Below are 16,665 nucleotides of genomic sequence, written 5' to 3' on the forward strand. Positions count from 1 at the left end.
AGGCGAAGAAACTTTGTGGTGAGGGGATTTATCCCCTCACCACAAAGGATTACCCTGATATTCTATTTTCGAATATCAAATTTTATATTAAGTATTTTCAAGTCTAAAGCAGACATCTTATAGTCTCGCCGCAGGCGAATTTCGCGCAAGACGCATAAGCTGCTTTAGGGCACGATAACGCAGTCGTTCAAATCCCGAATTCGCCAACTTTCCTTAAGCGTCTTCCATAAGAAAACACAGGGGCTTGTCATGAATTTTTCCGCACTACGTCGCAATCTGCTGGTAGGTTCGCTGGGCCTTGCACTGAGCGCCGGCCTGATCAGCCAGGCGACTGCCGGTGAGCAGTTGCAGCAGATCAAGGACAAAGGCGTTATCAACGTCGGCCTGGAAGGCACTTACCCACCGTTCAGCTTCGTTGACGAGAACGGCAAACTTTCCGGCTTCGAAGTCGAACTCTCCGAAGCACTCGCGCAGAAGCTGGGCGTCAAAGCCAAGATTCAACCGACCAAATGGGACGGTATTCTCGCCGCGCTGGAATCCAAGCGTCTGGACGTTGTAGTCAACCAGGTGACCATCTCCGACGAGCGCAAGAAGAAGTATGACTTCTCCGAGCCGTACACCATCTCCGGGATTCAGGCGCTGGTGCTGAAGAGCAAAGAAGCCGCGTTGAACATCAAGACCGCTGCCGACCTGTCCGGCAAGAAAGTCGGTGTGGGTCTGGGCACCAACTACGAACAATGGGTCCGCGCCAACGTTCCCGGCGCTGACGTGCGCACCTACGACGATGATCCGACCAAGTTCGCCGACCTGAACAATGGCCGTACCGACGCCATCCTGATCGACCGTCTGGCCGCACTTGAATACGCCAAGAAAGCCCCGAAAACCGTGGCGGCCGGTCAAGCCTTCTCCCGTCAGGAATCCGGTATTGCCCTGCGCAAAGGCGAGCCTGAATTGCTGGCAGCTTTGAACAAGGCCCTCGACGAGCTGCGTGCCGATGGCACCCTCGAGAAGCTGTCCAAGAAATACTTCAACGCTGACGTCACTAAATAATGGAAGAAGCTTTCCAACTCGCACTGGACTCCGCGCCCTTTCTGCTCAAGGGCGCGTACTACACGGTCATCCTCAGCCTCGGCGGCATGTTCTTCGGCTTGCTGCTGGGCTTTGGCTTGGCGCTGATGCGCCTGTCGCGGTTCAAATCGGTCAGCTGGCTGGCCCGCATCTACGTGTCGTTCTTTCGCGGCACGCCGTTATTGGTCCAGCTGTTCGTGATCTATTACGGCTTGCCGCAGATGGGGCTGGAACTCGATCCGCTGCCGGCAGCCCTGATCGGCTTCTCGCTGAACATGGCCGCTTATGCCTGTGAAATCCTGCGCGCCGCGATCGGTTCGATCGAGCGTGGCCAGTGGGAAGCGGCTGCGAGCATCGGTATGACCCGCGCGCAAACCTTGCGCCGGGCGATCCTGCCGCAAGCGATGCGCACGGCGTTGCCGCCACTGGGCAACAGCTTCATTTCGCTGGTCAAGGACACGGCACTGGCCGCCACCATTCAGGTGCCGGAACTGTTCCGTCAGGCGCAGCTGATTACCGCCCGGACTTTCGAAGTCTTCACCATGTATCTTGCCGCCGCGCTGATCTACTGGATTCTGGCCACAGTGCTTTCGCACTTCCAGAACAAGTTGGAAGAGCGGGTCAATCGGCACGACCAGGAGTCCTGACCCCATGATTGTCGTGGAAAAACTGACAAAGCAGTTCAAGGGTCAAGAGGTGCTCAAGGGCATTGATCTTGAGGTGAAAGAAGGCGAGGTCGTGGCCATCATCGGCCCCAGCGGTTCGGGTAAAACCACGTTCCTGCGCTGCCTGAACTTCCTTGAACAACCCACCAGTGGCCGGATCAAGGTCGGCGATATCGAAATCGATACCAGTCGCCCGCTGAACCAACAGCAAGCGCTGGTGCGCAATCTGCGCCAGCACGTCGGCTTCGTGTTCCAGAACTTCAATCTGTTCCCTCATCGCACCGCGCTGGAAAACGTCATCGAAGGCCCGATCGTGGTCAAGAAGATGCCGCGCGAGCAAGCCATTGCCTTGGGCAAGAAGCTCATGGCAAAGGTCGGTCTGGCAGGCAAGGAGGACGCTTATCCGCGTCGTCTGTCCGGTGGTCAGCAACAGCGCGTGGCGATTGCCCGGGCGCTGGCGATGGAACCGGAAGTGATCCTGTTCGACGAGCCGACTTCGGCCCTCGACCCGGAGCTGGTCGGCGAAGTACTGGCAACCATTCGCGGCCTCGCCGAAGAAAAACGCACCATGGTCATCGTTACCCACGAGATGGGTTTTGCCCGCGACGTGGCCAACCGTGTGGTGTTTTTCGACAAAGGCGTGATCGTTGAACAAGGCGAAGCCAAGGCGCTGTTTGCCAACCCTAAAGAAGAACGCACCAGACAGTTTCTCAGCAAGTTTCTGAATCACGCCTGATAAACTTTACGCACGACCATTTAACTTCCATGGATGGAAGTTACATGTATCTCCCCTGCCGCGACACGCCCCCTCACAACAAGTCGTTCAAACACACTTATATATGTTCTGCAACAGATGCGCGCCATCCAGGGCGTACCTGATCGCCTGCACAACGGTTTAAACGGGCTTGCCGAAAAACACTGAATATCCGGAAAAACCGTAGTTCCATTCGTCAATTCAGTTAGGCAGCTTGCCTCTCAAGCGTAGGAAGCGTCTGATTAATTCGTAATTCACGGATTAACTAAGCCCGGCCATTGACACGCTTTACCGCACACTCTTATCTAGTCGCCACCCGGCACCACTTAGTTGAATCATTCCATACTCAGCCTGAACAAAAGTTCACGGTTGTATTACCGATTCATCACACCTTTTGTTTTTTCAAGAAACGGAATTCGCCGCAAGACTTCAAGGAGAGAACCCGATGACCCGCACTTCGCCTACCCCCGAACTGGCAGCGCCGACCCTGGCATCCGCGCAAAAAAACGCCATCAACCTGGCCGCTGCCGCGCATTTGCTGATTGACGTCCTGCCCTACCCCGGCATGGACGCCGGCGATCTGATCGAACTGTTCTGGAACAACTGCTACGTCGCCTCCCGGGTTTTGACCAGCGCAGACCTCGGTGCCTCGGTCAGTCTGCGGATTCCGGAGAGCTTCATCAGCAGTGGCACCGCACGCCTCCATTACCGGGTCATGCAGGTCGGACAGGGCCCAGCGCTGTCCGCGGCAACCCGGGTTCAGGTCAAGCTCGACTGCCCGGGCGGCCAGCCCTCGACATTATGCGCTGACGAGAATCAGCAACTGGCACCGGTCATGCTGCCCGACACCATCCGCCGTCAGGGGGTGAACCCGAATCAGATCAAGCGCGGCGTTCCGCTGACCATCGAGCCCTACCTGAACATGGCCGAGGACGACGAAATCACCTTGCGCTGGGGTGATGTGCGCATGGACCTGCCGAGGATCACCGCTGCAGATGTCGGCCAGCCGATCAATGTCTGGGTACCCCCGGCGATCATCGTCGAGGGCGGAGAAGATCTGCGCCTGGACGTGACCTATTGCGTCATCGACTGGGTGGGTAACAACTCCCGCTGGGCACCGCCACGGACGCTGAAGATTGGCTGTGTGAACCCGTATCTGAAGGTGCCGCTGCGGCCGGAGTTGAAGGTGGCCGAATCAACCGGAAGCTGACCATGGGACTGTTAACCAAACGGGCCACACACCCTTCTATGCATATTCCTAAAAGTTAGTTTATTTAATATTTATACGCGCTTAGGGTATATGAACCGGACCACCGGACATTCTTTCGTTCGCCGCACTTTTGCGGCGTTTTTCATGAGATGTGAGGTAGGTAGTATGGTCCGGAACACAATCACCCCAGTGCAGATCGCCAGGGCATTGCGTGCAGCCAAGGAGCGGCATTGATGTCCAGTCTGGCAGACGCAAACGTCCAGTCGGATCTGGACATCGCCCCACTGTTGTTGCCCGCGCAGGTGTTGCGCAACGACGCCCAAGCCATCAGGGCCGCCCATGAGCTGGCGCAAGTCGCCCGCGTGCAGGCCGCCAGGCGCGACCGCCAGCGCAAGCTGCCATGGTCGGAAATCGAACAGTTCACTCGTAGCGGCCTGGGCAGCATTGCCATCCCGCGTGAGTACGGTGGCCCACAGGTTTCGTTCGTCACCCTGGCCGAGGTGTTTGCGATCATTTCCGCCGCTGACCCAGCGCTGGGACAGATCCCGCAGAACCAGTTCGGCATTATCAACCTGGTGCTTGGCAGTGCCACGCAAGCGCAGAAACAGCAGCTGTTCCAGAGCGTTCTGCAAGGCTGGCGCATCGGCAACGCGGGCCCTGAGCGCGGCACCAAAAACACCCTGGAATTGAAAGCGCGCATCACCGCGGATGGTGATGATTACGTGATCAACGGCCAGAAATTCTACTCCACCGGCGCGCTGTTCGCGCACTGGGTCGCCGTCAAGGCGCTCAACGACGACGGCAAGCAAGTGCTGGCCTTCGTGCGCCGTGGCACGCCGGGATTGCGCATCGTTGATGACTGGTCGGGCTTCGGCCAGCGCACCACCGCCAGCGGCACGATTTTGCTGAACAACGTGCGGGTCGAGTCGAGCCTGGTGGTCGACAACTGGAAGATCAACGAAACCCCGAATACCCAAGGTGCGGTGTCGCAACTGATTCAGGCCGCCATCGACGCCGGCATCGCCCGTGGCGCTATCGACGATGCCATCGAGTTCGTCAAAACCCGCGCGCGGCCATGGGTCGACGCCAAGGTCGAACGCGCCAGCGATGACCTCTACGTGATCGCCGACATCGGCAAACTGAAAATCGAGCTGCACGCTGCCGAAGCACTGCTGCGCAAGGCCGGGCAAGTACTCGATCAGGTACACGCCGCGCCGCTGACCGCCGACTCCGCCGCCCGCGCCTCGATTGCCGTAGCCGAAGCCAAAGTGCTGACCACCGAGATTTCGCTGCAGGCCAGCGAAAAACTTTTCGAACTGGCCGGCAGCCGCGCGACCCTCGCCGAATTCAACCTCGACCGTCACTGGCGCAACGCCCGGGTGCACACCTTGCACGACCCGGTGCGCTGGAAATATCACGCGGTCGGCGCCTATCGCCTCAACGGCACGTTGCCGGCCCGCCACTCCTGGATCTGACGACCGCACACTTTCTCAAGAGCCTGGAGAAAACCTATGACCTTTTCCCATTCCGTCGCGGTCATCACCAGCGACGAGCAAGCCCTGATCGTCGCCAGCGACCTGGCCGAAGATTTCAAACGCGACAGCGCTGTACGCGACCGTGAACGGCGCCTGCCGCTGCCCGAACTCGACGTGTTTTCCCGCTCCGGCCTGTGGGGCATCAGCGTGCCCAAGGAGTACGGCGGCGCCGGTGTGTCCAACGTGACCTTGGCCAAAGTCATCGCCCTGATCGCTCAGGCCGACGGCTCGCTGGGGCAGATTCCGCAGAACCATTTTTACGCCCTCGAAGTGCTGCGAGTGAACGGCAGCCACGAGCAGAAACAACGCCTGTACGCCGAGGTGCTGGCCGGCCAGCGCTTCGGCAACGCCCTGGCGGAACTGGGCACCAAAACCGCCCACGAGCGTGTCACCAGCCTCAAGCGTGACGGCGATGGCTACCGCATCAACGGTCGCAAGTTTTATGCGACCGGGGCGATCTACGCGCAACGCATCCCGACCTCGGTGATCGATGAAAGCGGCGTGCAACAACTGGCGTTCGTCCCGCGTGACAGCCGAGGCCTGACCGTGATCGACGACTGGAGCGGCTTCGGCCAGCGCACCACCGGCAGCGGTTCGGTGGTGTTCGAAGACGTGTATGTCGCCGCCGCAGACGTGATCCCGTTCCAGAGTGCCTTCGAGCGTCCGACCACGGTCGGTCCGCTGGCGCAGATCCTTCACGCCGCCATCGATACCGGCATCGCCCGCGCCGCGTATGAAGATGCCTTGCACTTCGTGCGCAGCAAGACCCGCCCGTGGATCGACTCCGGCAACGACAAGGCCACCGAAGATCCGCTGACCTTGAAGAGCTTCGGCCACTTGAGCATCCGCCTGCACGCCACCGAAGCCCTGCTCGAACGCGCCGGCGAATTCCTCGACACCGCACAAGCCGAACTGAATGCCGAAATTGTCGCCGCCGCCTCGATCGCCGTCGCCGAAGTGCGGGCGATCAGCACCGAGGTTTCCCTGGCCGCCGGCAGCACGCTGTTCGAGCTGGCCGGCAGCCAGGCCACGTTGATCGAGCACGGCCTCGACCGCCACTGGCGCAACGCCCGCGTGCACACCCTGCACGACCCGGTGCGCTGGAAGTATCACGCGGTGGGCAATTACTACCTCAACGATGAAAACCCGCCGCTGCGGGGGACCATCTGATGGCGAAGAAAAAAATTCTGCTCAACGCGTTCAACATGAACTGCATCGGGCACATCAACCATGGCTTGTGGACGCATCCGCGCGACACCTCCACTCGTTACAACACCCTTGAATACTGGACCGAACTGGCGCAGTTGCTGGAGCGCGGACTGTTCGACGGGCTGTTCATTGCCGACATCGTCGGCGTGTACGACGTCTATCAGAACTCGGTGGATGTCACGCTGAAAGAGTCGATCCAGTTACCCGTCAACGATCCGCTGCTGCTGGTCTCGGCCATGGCTGCCGTAACCAGGAACCTCGGTTTCGGCTTGACCGCCAACCTCACCTACGAACCGCCGTATCTGTTCGCCCGGCGCATGTCGACGCTCGATCATTTGAGCCGTGGCCGCGTGGGCTGGAACATCGTCACCGGTTACCTCGACAGCGCCGCCAAGGCCATGGGCCTGAGTGAGCAGGTCGAGCATGACCGTCGCTACGATCAGGCCGACGAGTACCTGGAGGTGCTCTACAAACTCTGGGAGGGCAGTTGGGAAAACGGCGCAGTGCTCAATGACCGTGAGCAGCGGATCTATGCGCAACCGGAGAAAGTGCACAAGGTCGAGCACAAGGGCGAGTTCTATCAAGTCGAGGGTTATCACCTCTGCGAGCCGTCACCGCAGCGTACGCCGGTGCTGTTCCAGGCCGGCAGCTCCGATCGCGGCCTGCTGTTCGCCGGGCGTCACGCCGAGTGCGTATTCATCAGCGGCCAGAACAAACCGGCGACCAGGGCTCAGGTCGACAAGGTGCGCGCCAGCGCCGTCGAGGCCGGGCGCAACCCCGAGGACATCAAGGTGTTCATGGGCCTCAACGTGATTGTCGGCGCCACTGAAGAAGCCGCATGGGCCAAGCACGCCGAGTACCTGAGCTACGCCAGTGCCGAGGCCGGCGTCGCGCACTTTTCCGCGTCCACCGGCATCGACTTTTCCCAGTACGAAATCGACGAACCGATCCAGTACGTCAAGAGCAACGCCATCCAGTCCGCCACCAAAAACCTGCAGAACAACGACTGGACCCGGCGCAAATTGCTCGACCAGCACGCCCTCGGCGGCCGCTACATCACCGTGGTCGGCTCAGCCGAGCAAGTGGCTGACGAACTGGAGTCGTGGATCGCCGAAACCGGCCTCGATGGCTTCAACCTGACCCGCATCGTTACCCCGGAAAGCTATGTCGATTTCATTGAACGGGTGATTCCGGAATTGCAGCGGCGTGGATCGTACAAGACGGCGTATGACAGCGGCAGCTTGCGCGAAAAGCTGTTTCACGCCGAGGCGCAGCTTCCGCAGCAACACACCGGTTCTTCGTACCGGCGTTAAAAGCTTCGCGAGCAGGCTCGCTCCCACATTTGGAATGCGCATCCCCTGCTCGCGAAGAGGCCCGACCAGACACCACAATTTTTTGCATTGACTGGAAACCACACCATGACCCAGAAATTCCTGACCCACCCAGTCAAAGCACTGGCCCTGGCCTTCAGCCTGTTCAGTTCGGCGGTATTCGCCGCCGACGCTCCACTGAAAATCGGCACCACCGCCGCGTTCGCCATTCCGCTGGAAGCCGCCGTCGAAGAGGCTTCCAGACAAGGCCTGAAAGTCGAGCTGGTGGAGTTCACCGACTGGATCGCGCCGAACGTCAGTCTCGCTGCCGGCGACATCGACGTGAACTACTTCCAGCACATCCCGTTCCTCGAAAACGCCAAGGCCGCCGCCGGTTTTGACCTGGTGCCATTTGCCCCGGGGATCATCAACAACGTCGGTCTCTACTCGGAAAAATACAAAAGCTTCGACGAGCTGCCCGAGGGTGCCAGCGTCGCCATCGCCAACGACCCGATCAACAGCGGGCGCGGCCTGCAACTGCTGGCCAAGGCCGGGCTGATCACGCTGAAACCGGGCGTCGGCTACAAGGCCACCGAAGACGACATCATCGCCAACCCGAAGAAGATCAAAATCCTCCAGGTCGAAGCCGTGCAATTGGTGCGTGCCTATGACGACGCCGATCTGGTCCAGGGCTACCCGGCCTACATCCGTCTGGCGAAGACCTTCGATGCCGGCTCCGCACTGCTGTTCGACGGTCTCGACCACAAGGAATACGTGATCCAGTTCGTGATCCAGCCGAAGAGCAAGGACGATCCGCGTCTGATCAAGTTCGTCGACATCTATCAGCATTCGCCGGCCGTTCGTGCGGCGCTGGACAAGGCCCACGGCAAGCTGTACCAGGCCGGTTGGGAAAGCTGAGGATGACGGCCGCGATCCAACGGCGACTGGAGACTCCAGAGCCCAAGAATGCTGAAAGAACCGAACTGCACCCCGAGTTGAATCGCGCCCACGTACGCTTCATCGGCCTGGGTAAAACCTACGACGGCCGGCAAGGCCCGGTCGCGGCGCTGCAAGGCATCGACCTGGCAATCCGGCACGGCGAGGTGTTCGGCATCATCGGCCGCAGCGGCGCCGGCAAGTCGTCGCTGATCCGCACGATCAATCGTCTGGAGCAACCGACTGCGGGGCGGGTGCTGATCGATCAGGTCGACATCGGCGAGTTCGATGAAGACCGCCTGGTCGCCCTGCGCCGACGCATCGGCATGATCTTCCAGCACTTCAACCTGATGTCGGCCAAGACGGTTTGGCAGAACGTCGAACTGCCGTTGAAAGTCGCTGGCGTGCCGAAAGCGCAGCGCGACAAAAAAGTCCGCGAACTGCTGGAACTGGTCGGCCTGCAAGCCAAGCACAAGGCTTATCCGGCGCAACTGTCCGGTGGGCAGAAACAGCGTGTCGGCATCGCCCGCGCGCTGGTGCATGACCCGGATATTCTGCTGTGTGACGAAGCCACGTCGGCGCTGGATCCGGAGACCACCCAGTCGATCCTCGGCCTGCTGCGCGAAATCAACCAGCGTCTGAACCTGACCATCGTGCTGATCACCCACGAAATGGCGGTGATCCGCGAAATCTGCGACCGCGTGGTGGTGCTGGAACACGGGCGGATCGTCGAGCAAGGCCCGGTCTGGGAAGTGTTCGGCAACCCGCAGCACGAAGTCAGCCAGACCTTGCTCGCGCCGCTGCAACACGCCTTGCCCGAAGAGCTGCAAAGCCGTTTGCATGCCTCACCGCCCTCCTCCGAGGCGGCGGCGGTGCTGCGCTTGCAGTTCACCGGCAGTGCCAGTGACGAGCCGGATCTGGCGGCACTTTTTGCAGCGCTCGGCGGCCGGGTGAAGTTGCTGCTGGGCGGTGTGGAACGGATTCAGGGTCATGCGCTCGGGCAACTGCTGCTGGCCGTAAGCGGCTCGGCGGCGAGTGCCGAACAATTGCGTGAGCGCGCCGGGCAATGGGCGCAACGGGTGGAGGTGTTGGGTTATGTGGTTTGATCGTTTGCTGCAGGGTTTCATCGACACCTTTCTGATGGTCGGCGTGTCGTCGCTGATCGCCTTGCTGGTGGGGATTCCGATGGCGGTGATTCTGGTCACCAGCGACAAGGGCGGGATCTATCAAGCGCCAGTGCTCAACAAAGCGCTGGGCGCGTTCGTGAACCTGTTTCGTTCGATCCCGTTCCTGATTCTGATGGTCGCGCTGATTCCGTTCACCCGACTGATTGTCGGCACCACGTACGGTGTCTGGGCGGCAGTGGTACCGCTGACGATCGCCGCGACGCCATTTTTTGCGCGGATTGCCGAGGTCAGTCTGCGCGAGGTAGACCACGGTCTGATCGAGGCCGCGCAAGCCATGGGTTGCCGACGCTGGCACATCGTCTGGCATGTGCTGCTGCCTGAAGCGCTGCCGGGGATTGTCGGCGGGTTCACGATTACGCTGGTGACGATGATCAACTCGTCAGCCATGGCCGGGGCGATTGGTGCCGGTGGCTTGGGCGACATTGCTTACCGCTATGGCTATCAGCGGTTTGACAGCCAGATCATGCTGACGGTGATTGTGTTGCTGGTGGCGTTGGTGGCGGTGATTCAATTGGGTGGCGATCGCTTGGCGCGTGGCTTGAACAAGCGCTGATTTCAGCAGGGCTCATTCGACGCTTTTGAAACCGCTTTCGCGAGCAGGCTCGCTCCCACATTTGGAATGCGTTCCCCTGTGGGAGCGAGCCTGCTCACGAATGGCTGCGCAGCAGCCCCGGACCTGATGGCGTATATTCGGCAAATCCTCATTGCCCGCGCAGCCCTCGACCATGAAGCAAACCCCCACCGATCTGCAACAGATCACCGCCACCACCCTCGGCCATTACAACTCGGTGGCCGAAGACTTTCGCGAAGGCACCCGCGATCACGATGTCAGCCAGAACATTGACGCGCTGCTGCGGCATATCCACGGCACGGCGCCGTTCACGGTTCTCGATTTCGGCTGCGGCCCCGGCCGCGATCTGCAAACGTTCACCCGCATGGGCCACGTCGCGATCGGCCTCGATGGCGCAGAAAAATTTGCGCAGATGGCGCGGGCAGACAGTGGCTGCGAAGTGTGGTGCCAGGACTTTCTGAAACTTGATCTGCCGGCCGAGCGCTTCGACGGCATCTTCGCCAATGCGGTGCTGTTTCATGTGCCGCTGCAGGAGTTGCCGCGAGTGCTCAAGCAACTGCACGGCACGCTGAAACCGGGCGGGGTGTTGTTCAGTTCCAATCCGCGTGGGGATAACCGTGAGGGCTGGACCGGGCCACGGTATGGCTCGTATCACGACCTGGAGGCGTGGCGCGGGTTGCTGACGGCGGCGGGGTTTGTCGAGCTTGAGCATTACTACCGGCCGGCCGGGTTACCGCGGGAGCAACAACCTTGGTTGGCCAGCGTTTGGCGTAAAGTTGCGTAGACCGTTCTGACGCCTTCGCGAGCAAGCCCGCTCCCACAGTTGGAATGACTCTCCCTGCAGGAGTGAGCCTGCTCGCGAACAGAGTGCGCAGCACTCGCTTTTAGCGGGTCTCTTTCTGCGGCTCGCGAATCTTGTACCAGGCCACATACAGCGCCGGCAAAAACAGCAGTGTCAGCAGCGTCGCCACTACGATCCCGCCAATCATCGCGTACGCCATCGGCCCCCAGAACACTTCCCGGGCAATCGGGATCATGCCCATGCTCGCCGCCGCCGCCGTCAGCAGGATCGGCCGGCGCCGATGCTCGGTCGCCTCCACCACCGCATCCCACGGCGCGGAGCCGTTGCGCTCGAACTCATCGATCTGCGTCACGAGAATCACCGAGTTACGGATGATGATGCCGATCAGCGCCAGAATCCCGAGGATCGCCACGAAGCCCATCGGCGTGCCTGTCGGCACCAGCGCCAGCACCACGCCGATCAGCCCCAGCGGCGCGACACTCGCCACCAGGAACATTTTCTGCACGCTGTGCAACTGGATCATCAGGAAGGTCGCCATCAAAAACAGCATCAATGGCAGCACCTTGGCAATCGGCCCCTGGGCCTTGCCGCTTTCCTCGACCGTACCGCCAGTGGCGACCTTGTAGCCCACTGGTAGCTTGGCGGCGAAAGCGTCAATCGACGGCTTGAGGATTTTCACCAGGTCGGTCGGCTGAATCTCGTCACGCACCGAGGCCTTGATGGTGATGGTCGGCAAGCGGTCGCGACGCCACACCAGCGGCTGCTCCAGCTCATAACGCACGGTGGCGAACGCCAGCAGCGGGATCGACGTGCCGTTGGGCGTGACGATCTGCAGGTTCTGCAGGGTTTCCGGCGTACCGCGTTCGGAGCTCACCGCGCGGCCGACCACGTTGATCAGGTAGATGTCGTCGTTGACCTGGGTCAGCGGCGAACCACTGACGATGCTGTTCATCAGTTTCGCCACGTCTTCGGACGACAGCCCGAGCTGGCGCGCCTTGTCCTGCGCGATGTCGATGCGCAGGACTTTGCCCGGCTCGTTCCAGTCGTAAATGATCTCGCCGATGTGCTCGTTCTTGTCCAGTTCGGTCGCCAGGTCGATGGCGTGCCTGCGCACCTGATCGATGTCCTTGCCGCTGACCCGGTACTGGATCGGACGGCCTACCGGCGGGCCCATTTCCAGTGCTTGCACGTAACTGCCGATGCCGACGAAGTCCTTGTGCAAGCGCTCACGCAGGCGCTGGCTCAGGGCCTCGCGGGCCTCGAAGTTCTTGCTGACGATCACCAGTTGCGCGTAGTACGGGTTCTGCAGTTGCTGGTCGAGAGGCAAGTAGAAACGGATCGCGCCCTGACCGATGTAAGTGCTCCAGCGCACGATGTCGGGGTCACCCTTGAGCGTGGCTTCGAGCTTGTCGACAGCCTTGCGGGTTTCGTCGATGGAGGCGTTTTGCGGCAGGTTCAGGTCGACGAGGATTTCTGGGCGATCCGACGACGGGAAGAACTGGTTCTGCACAAAACGCATGCAGAACACCGCCAGCACAAACAGCAGCACGGTGATGCCGATGGCCCACCAGCGATTGCGCATGCACCACAGCAAACCGCCGTTGAAAGCCCGGCCGACTCGGCCCGGCTCGGCTTCATGGGGTTTCACGTTGGTGCTGAGAATGTGCACGCCGATGACCGGGGCAAAGAACACCGCCACCACCCACGACACCAGCATCGCCACTGCGATCACCGCAAAAAGGGTGAAGGTGTACTCGCCGGCGGAGCTGGCGTTGAGGCCGATGGGCACGAAACCGGCCACGGTCACCAGCGTACCGGTGAGCATCGGGAACGCCGTGGAGGTGTAGGCGAACGTGGCCGCCTGCTCCTTGCTCTCGCCCATTTCCAGGCGCGTGACCATCATCTCCACGGTGATCATCGCGTCGTCCACCAGCAGGCCGAGGGCGATGATCAGCGCGCCGAGGGAAATCCGCTGCATGGTGATGCCACTGTATTCCATGAACAAGAACACCATCGCCAGCACCAGCGGAATCGAGCACGCCACCACCAGCCCGGCACGCACGCCGAGGCTGATAAAGCTGACCACCAGCACGATCACCACCGCTTCGAACAGCGCACTGGTGAAACCGCCGACCGCCTCTTCCACCACCACCGCCTGATCGGACACGGTGTGCACGCCGACGCCCACCGGCAGGTCAGCGGTAACCTGGTCGATACGCGCGTGCAACGCCTTGCCGAACTCCTGAACGTTGCCGCCCTTCTGCATGGCAATCGCCAGACCGATTGCCGGCTTGCCGTCGAAACGAAATTCCGGCGTGGCCGGGTCGACGTAACCGCGACTGATATCAGCGATGTCCGCTAACCGGTAAAAACGGTCATTGAGCTTGAGATTGACCTCGGCCAGGTCTTTTTCCGAAGCGAACTGCCCCGAGGTGCGCACCGAAATGCGCTCCGGACCGGCCTCGATGACCCCCGCCGGAGTCACGGCGTTCTGCGATTGCAGGCTCTGCACCACTTGGCGCTGGTCGATGCCCAGGGCGGCGAGTTTGCGGGTGGAGAAGTTCAGGTAGATCACTTCGTCCTGCTGGCCGATCATCTCGATCTTGCCCAACCCCGGTACGTTGCGGATCTCGGCGCGTGCCTGCTCCACGTAGTCGCGCAACTGGCGCATGGTCAGGCCGTCGGCGGTAAACGCGTAGACCGAACCGTACACATCGCCGAACTCGTCGTTGAACCCGGGGCCTTGAATGCCCTGGGGAAACTGGCCGCGAATGTCGTCGATCTTCTTGCGCACCTGGTACCAGATTTCCGGGATGTCCTTGGCACTGGTGGTGTCGCGCAGGTACACGTACACCGTCGATTCGCCGGGACGCGTGTAACTTTTCACGTAATCGAGGGAATCGAGTTCCTCAAGCTTTTTCTCGATGCGGTCGGTGACCTGTTTGAGGGTTTCCTCCTGGGTCGCGCCCGGCCATTTGGTCTGGATTACCATGGTCTTGATGGTGAACGAGGGGTCTTCTTCGCGCCCCAGATTGAAGTACGAAAACACCCCCATCAACAACGCGACGAACATCAGATACCAGACGAACGACTGATGCTTGAGGGCCCATTCGGATAGGTTGAAAGAGCCTTTCATTGACTGTCCTCGTCGAGTTTCACGGCTTGTCCGGGTTTGAGACTGTTGACGCCTGCACTGACCACCCGCTCGCCGGACTTGACCCCGCCGGCCAGCACCACGGTGCCGTCAGTGCGGCTGATAACGCTGACATCACGCGGGGCTACGGTCTTGCTCTGTGTATCGATCACCCAGATGCGGGTCTTGCCGTCGGCTTCCTGCAGGGCGGTGGCGGGCAATTCGATCCGCGGCTTGATCGCCGAGCTGAGGGTCACACTGATTGCCGTGCCGAGTCGAAAGCCATCGGGGGTATTGGCCAGCGTCAACCGCGCGCGGCGGGTGCGCGTAGCGCTTTGGGCCTGTGGTTCGATTTCGCGAATGGTCGCCGTGGTATTGATGCTCGGATCGAGTTGCCCGGCCACCAGAAACACCACGTCGGAAGGGATCTGATCGACCAGCGTGTCCGGCAGATCGATCACCGCTTCCTTGATGTCCGGTTGCGCCAGAGTCACCACCTGTTGACCGGCCGTCACCACTTGCCCGGCTTCGGCGTTCCACGCGGTCACGACTGCTTTGTGGTCGGAGCGCAGTTCGGTGTAACCGAGTTGATCCTTGCTTTGATTGACCGCTGCCCGCGCCTGATCGAGCGAGGCCTGAGTGGTTTTCAGGTCGGTGTTGGCGATGTCCAGGTTCGCCTGCGCGCCAACCCCGCGATCGAACAGCGCCTGCTGCCGCCGGGCGTTGGCCTGGGCGTTGATCAGCTGCGCCTGGACCTTGGCCAGATCGCCCTGGGCCGAACGCAACTGGTTCTGTTGATCGGACGGGTCGAGAGTGGCAAGCAGCGTGCCCTTTTGCACCTCGGCGCCGACATCGACGTTACGGCTGGCGATGCGCCCGCCGACGCGGAACCCGGTGTTGCTCTCGTAACGCGCCTGAATGCTGCCGGCGAAACGCCCGAGGGTTTCCTCGTTCAGCGCTTGTACCTTGATCGACAGCACCGGCCGTACCGGCTCCGGTGGTGGCTCGCTTTTCGAGCAGGCGGCCAGCAGCACACCGATGGATAACAGCCCCAGACGCTTCATGGCTGTGCTCCCGATTGCAGATCTTTATAGGTGTTTTCGGCAATCTCGACTTTCATGCCCGGGTGCAGCAACTGCCCACCCGCGACAATCACTTTTTCCCCGCCCTTGAGGCCGTCGCTGATGATGACCTTGCCGATCAGATAGCGGCTGACGGTGACGTTGTGCAGCTGCGCTTCACCCTTGTCGTCGACCATCCACACGGCCGGATCGCTGATGTTTTTGGTCAGTGCCGACCACGGCAATTCCACCGCCGACTTGCCGCTGCCCTTGGCGGTCGCGCTGACCACTGAGCCCAGCTGCATGCCCTGCGGCAGGCTGTCGAGGCTGACTTTGACTTGCACCGTGCCGGACTGCGCCGACACCGCCGGGGTGATTTCACGCACCGTGCCGGTGGTCTTGATGGCGGGATTATCGAGCAGGCTGACGACAATCGAGCGATCCGAAGGACGCTCGGCCAGCAGCGATTCGTAAACGTTGAACACGGCGTCACGGTCGCCATCGCGGGCCAGCGAGAAAATCGGCGCGGTGGCCTGCACCACCTGACCGACTTCGGCCTGCCGCTGGGTGATCACCCCGGGAGCATCAGCGATCAGCGCGGTGTAGCTCAACTGGTCTTTGGCGTTGGCCAATTGCGCCTGCGCCGCACTCAGGGCGCTCTGGCTGCTGCGCAATGCGGCTTGCGCGGAATCGTATTCGCTCTGGCTGGTGTAGCTTTTGGGCAGCAATTTCTGCTGGCGCACGAACGCCGCCGCACTCTGTTTGACCCGCGCCTGTTCGGCGATAACCTGGGCTTGAGCAGAATCGACGTTGGTCTGCAGATCCTTGGGATCGAGTTTGGCCAGCACCTGTTTGGCGCTGACCCGGTCGCCGACATCGACCATGCGCTGGATGATCTTGCCACCGACCCGGAACGACAGTTCGGTCTGCACCCGCGCCTGCACATCACCGGTGAGGGTCACCGCAGCGGCGTAGTCGGCTGGCTTGACCTCTTGCACAAAAACCCGTGGCAGGTACTCCGCCGGCGCTTCTTTCTTGCCGCAAGCGGTCAGCAACGTGAGCAGGCTCAGCACGACAACTGTTTTCAATCCGGGACTCGCCATGCAGACTCCTTCCTGTGTACGAACGTGCAAGTGACGATACGACTGTGAGCTTAGAACAGGGTTCAACGTTCGCTCGCGGGAATAACGCATTTTTCAACAATGATTTCCGGGGCCGGCAAAC

The 16,665-nt window shown here is 60.9% G+C and carries 14 protein-coding genes; 11 read left to right on the forward strand and 3 right to left on the reverse strand.

The features are described 5' to 3' along the window. The first annotated feature begins 249 nt into the window (after positions 1-249). From tcyJ to U862_RS0114275, 11 genes are all read left to right on the forward strand, one after another. Positions 250-1,050, forward strand: a complete 801-nt coding sequence (tcyJ, locus tag U862_RS0114225; RefSeq protein ID WP_025110998.1) for a cystine ABC transporter substrate-binding protein — start codon at positions 250-252, stop codon at positions 1,048-1,050. Continuing rightward, entirely contained in the window at positions 1,050-1,715 is a 666-nt protein-coding gene (gene tcyL, locus U862_RS0114230) for a cystine ABC transporter permease (RefSeq protein ID WP_025110999.1), read from the forward strand. Before tcyJ ends, tcyL begins: the two co-directional genes overlap by 1 nt. 4 nt (positions 1,716-1,719) lie before the next feature. Beyond that, positions 1,720-2,469, forward strand: coding sequence for an L-cystine ABC transporter ATP-binding protein TcyN (gene tcyN / locus U862_RS0114235; protein ID WP_025111000.1), 750 nt, complete (start codon positions 1,720-1,722; stop codon positions 2,467-2,469). Positions 2,470-2,932: 463 nt separating this feature from the next. Beyond that, positions 2,933-3,697, forward strand: a complete 765-nt coding sequence (locus tag U862_RS0114240) for a hypothetical protein (protein WP_025111001.1) — start codon at positions 2,933-2,935, stop codon at positions 3,695-3,697. Positions 3,698-3,930: 233 nt separating this feature from the next. After that, positions 3,931-5,172 (forward strand): SfnB family sulfur acquisition oxidoreductase, encoded by a 1,242-nt coding sequence (locus U862_RS0114245; protein ID WP_025111002.1) that lies wholly within the window; start codon positions 3,931-3,933, stop codon positions 5,170-5,172. Positions 5,173-5,208: 36 nt separating this feature from the next. Further along, positions 5,209-6,402 (forward strand): SfnB family sulfur acquisition oxidoreductase, encoded by a 1,194-nt coding sequence (locus U862_RS0114250; protein WP_025111003.1) that lies wholly within the window; start codon positions 5,209-5,211, stop codon positions 6,400-6,402. Further along, complete coding sequence (locus tag U862_RS0114255; RefSeq protein ID WP_025111004.1) at positions 6,402-7,754, forward strand: LLM class flavin-dependent oxidoreductase; 1,353 nt, start codon at positions 6,402-6,404, stop codon at positions 7,752-7,754. The genes U862_RS0114250 and U862_RS0114255 overlap by 1 nt, the downstream gene beginning before the upstream one ends. A gap of 105 nt (positions 7,755-7,859) precedes the next feature. Then, positions 7,860-8,669 carry a MetQ/NlpA family ABC transporter substrate-binding protein gene (locus tag U862_RS0114260; protein WP_025111005.1) on the forward strand — a complete coding sequence of 270 codons (810 nt, stop codon included), beginning with the start codon at positions 7,860-7,862 and terminating at the stop codon, positions 8,667-8,669. Positions 8,670-8,671: 2 nt separating this feature from the next. Further along, positions 8,672-9,793: a methionine ABC transporter ATP-binding protein gene (locus tag U862_RS0114265; protein WP_025111006.1), complete on the forward strand. Its 1,122-nt coding sequence runs from the start codon at positions 8,672-8,674 to the stop codon at positions 9,791-9,793. Beyond that, on the forward strand, positions 9,783-10,427 hold the full coding sequence (locus U862_RS0114270; protein WP_025111007.1) for a methionine ABC transporter permease: 645 nt from the start codon (positions 9,783-9,785) through the stop codon (positions 10,425-10,427). The genes U862_RS0114265 and U862_RS0114270 overlap by 11 nt, the downstream gene beginning before the upstream one ends. A 172-nt stretch (positions 10,428-10,599) precedes the next feature. Continuing rightward, positions 10,600-11,229, forward strand: a complete 630-nt coding sequence (locus U862_RS0114275) for a bifunctional 2-polyprenyl-6-hydroxyphenol methylase/3-demethylubiquinol 3-O-methyltransferase UbiG (RefSeq protein ID WP_025111008.1) — start codon at positions 10,600-10,602, stop codon at positions 11,227-11,229. 100 nt (positions 11,230-11,329) lie between these two features. On the opposite strand, the gene U862_RS0114280 is transcribed toward U862_RS0114275, so the two are convergent. Genes U862_RS0114280 through U862_RS0114290 form a run of 3 tightly spaced genes read right to left on the reverse strand, consistent with a single transcriptional unit; the run spans position 11,330 to position 16,544 of the window. Next, positions 11,330-14,383 (reverse strand): efflux RND transporter permease subunit, encoded by a 3,054-nt coding sequence (locus tag U862_RS0114280; protein WP_025111009.1) that lies wholly within the window; start codon positions 14,381-14,383, stop codon positions 11,330-11,332. Continuing rightward, the gene (locus tag U862_RS0114285; protein ID WP_025111010.1) at positions 14,380-15,444 is read right to left on the reverse strand and encodes an efflux RND transporter periplasmic adaptor subunit; all 1,065 of its coding nucleotides are present in this window, start codon (positions 15,442-15,444) and stop codon (positions 14,380-14,382) included. The genes U862_RS0114280 and U862_RS0114285 overlap by 4 nt, the downstream gene beginning before the upstream one ends. Beyond that, on the reverse strand, positions 15,441-16,544 hold the full coding sequence (locus U862_RS0114290; RefSeq protein ID WP_025111011.1) for an efflux RND transporter periplasmic adaptor subunit: 1,104 nt from the start codon (positions 16,542-16,544) through the stop codon (positions 15,441-15,443). Before U862_RS0114290 ends, U862_RS0114285 begins: the two co-directional genes overlap by 4 nt. Positions 16,545-16,665: the final 121 nt, after the last annotated feature.

Origin of the sequence: Pseudomonas sp. H1h (assembly GCF_000633255.1) — a bacterium.
GTDB lineage: Bacteria > Pseudomonadota > Gammaproteobacteria > Pseudomonadales > Pseudomonadaceae > Aquipseudomonas.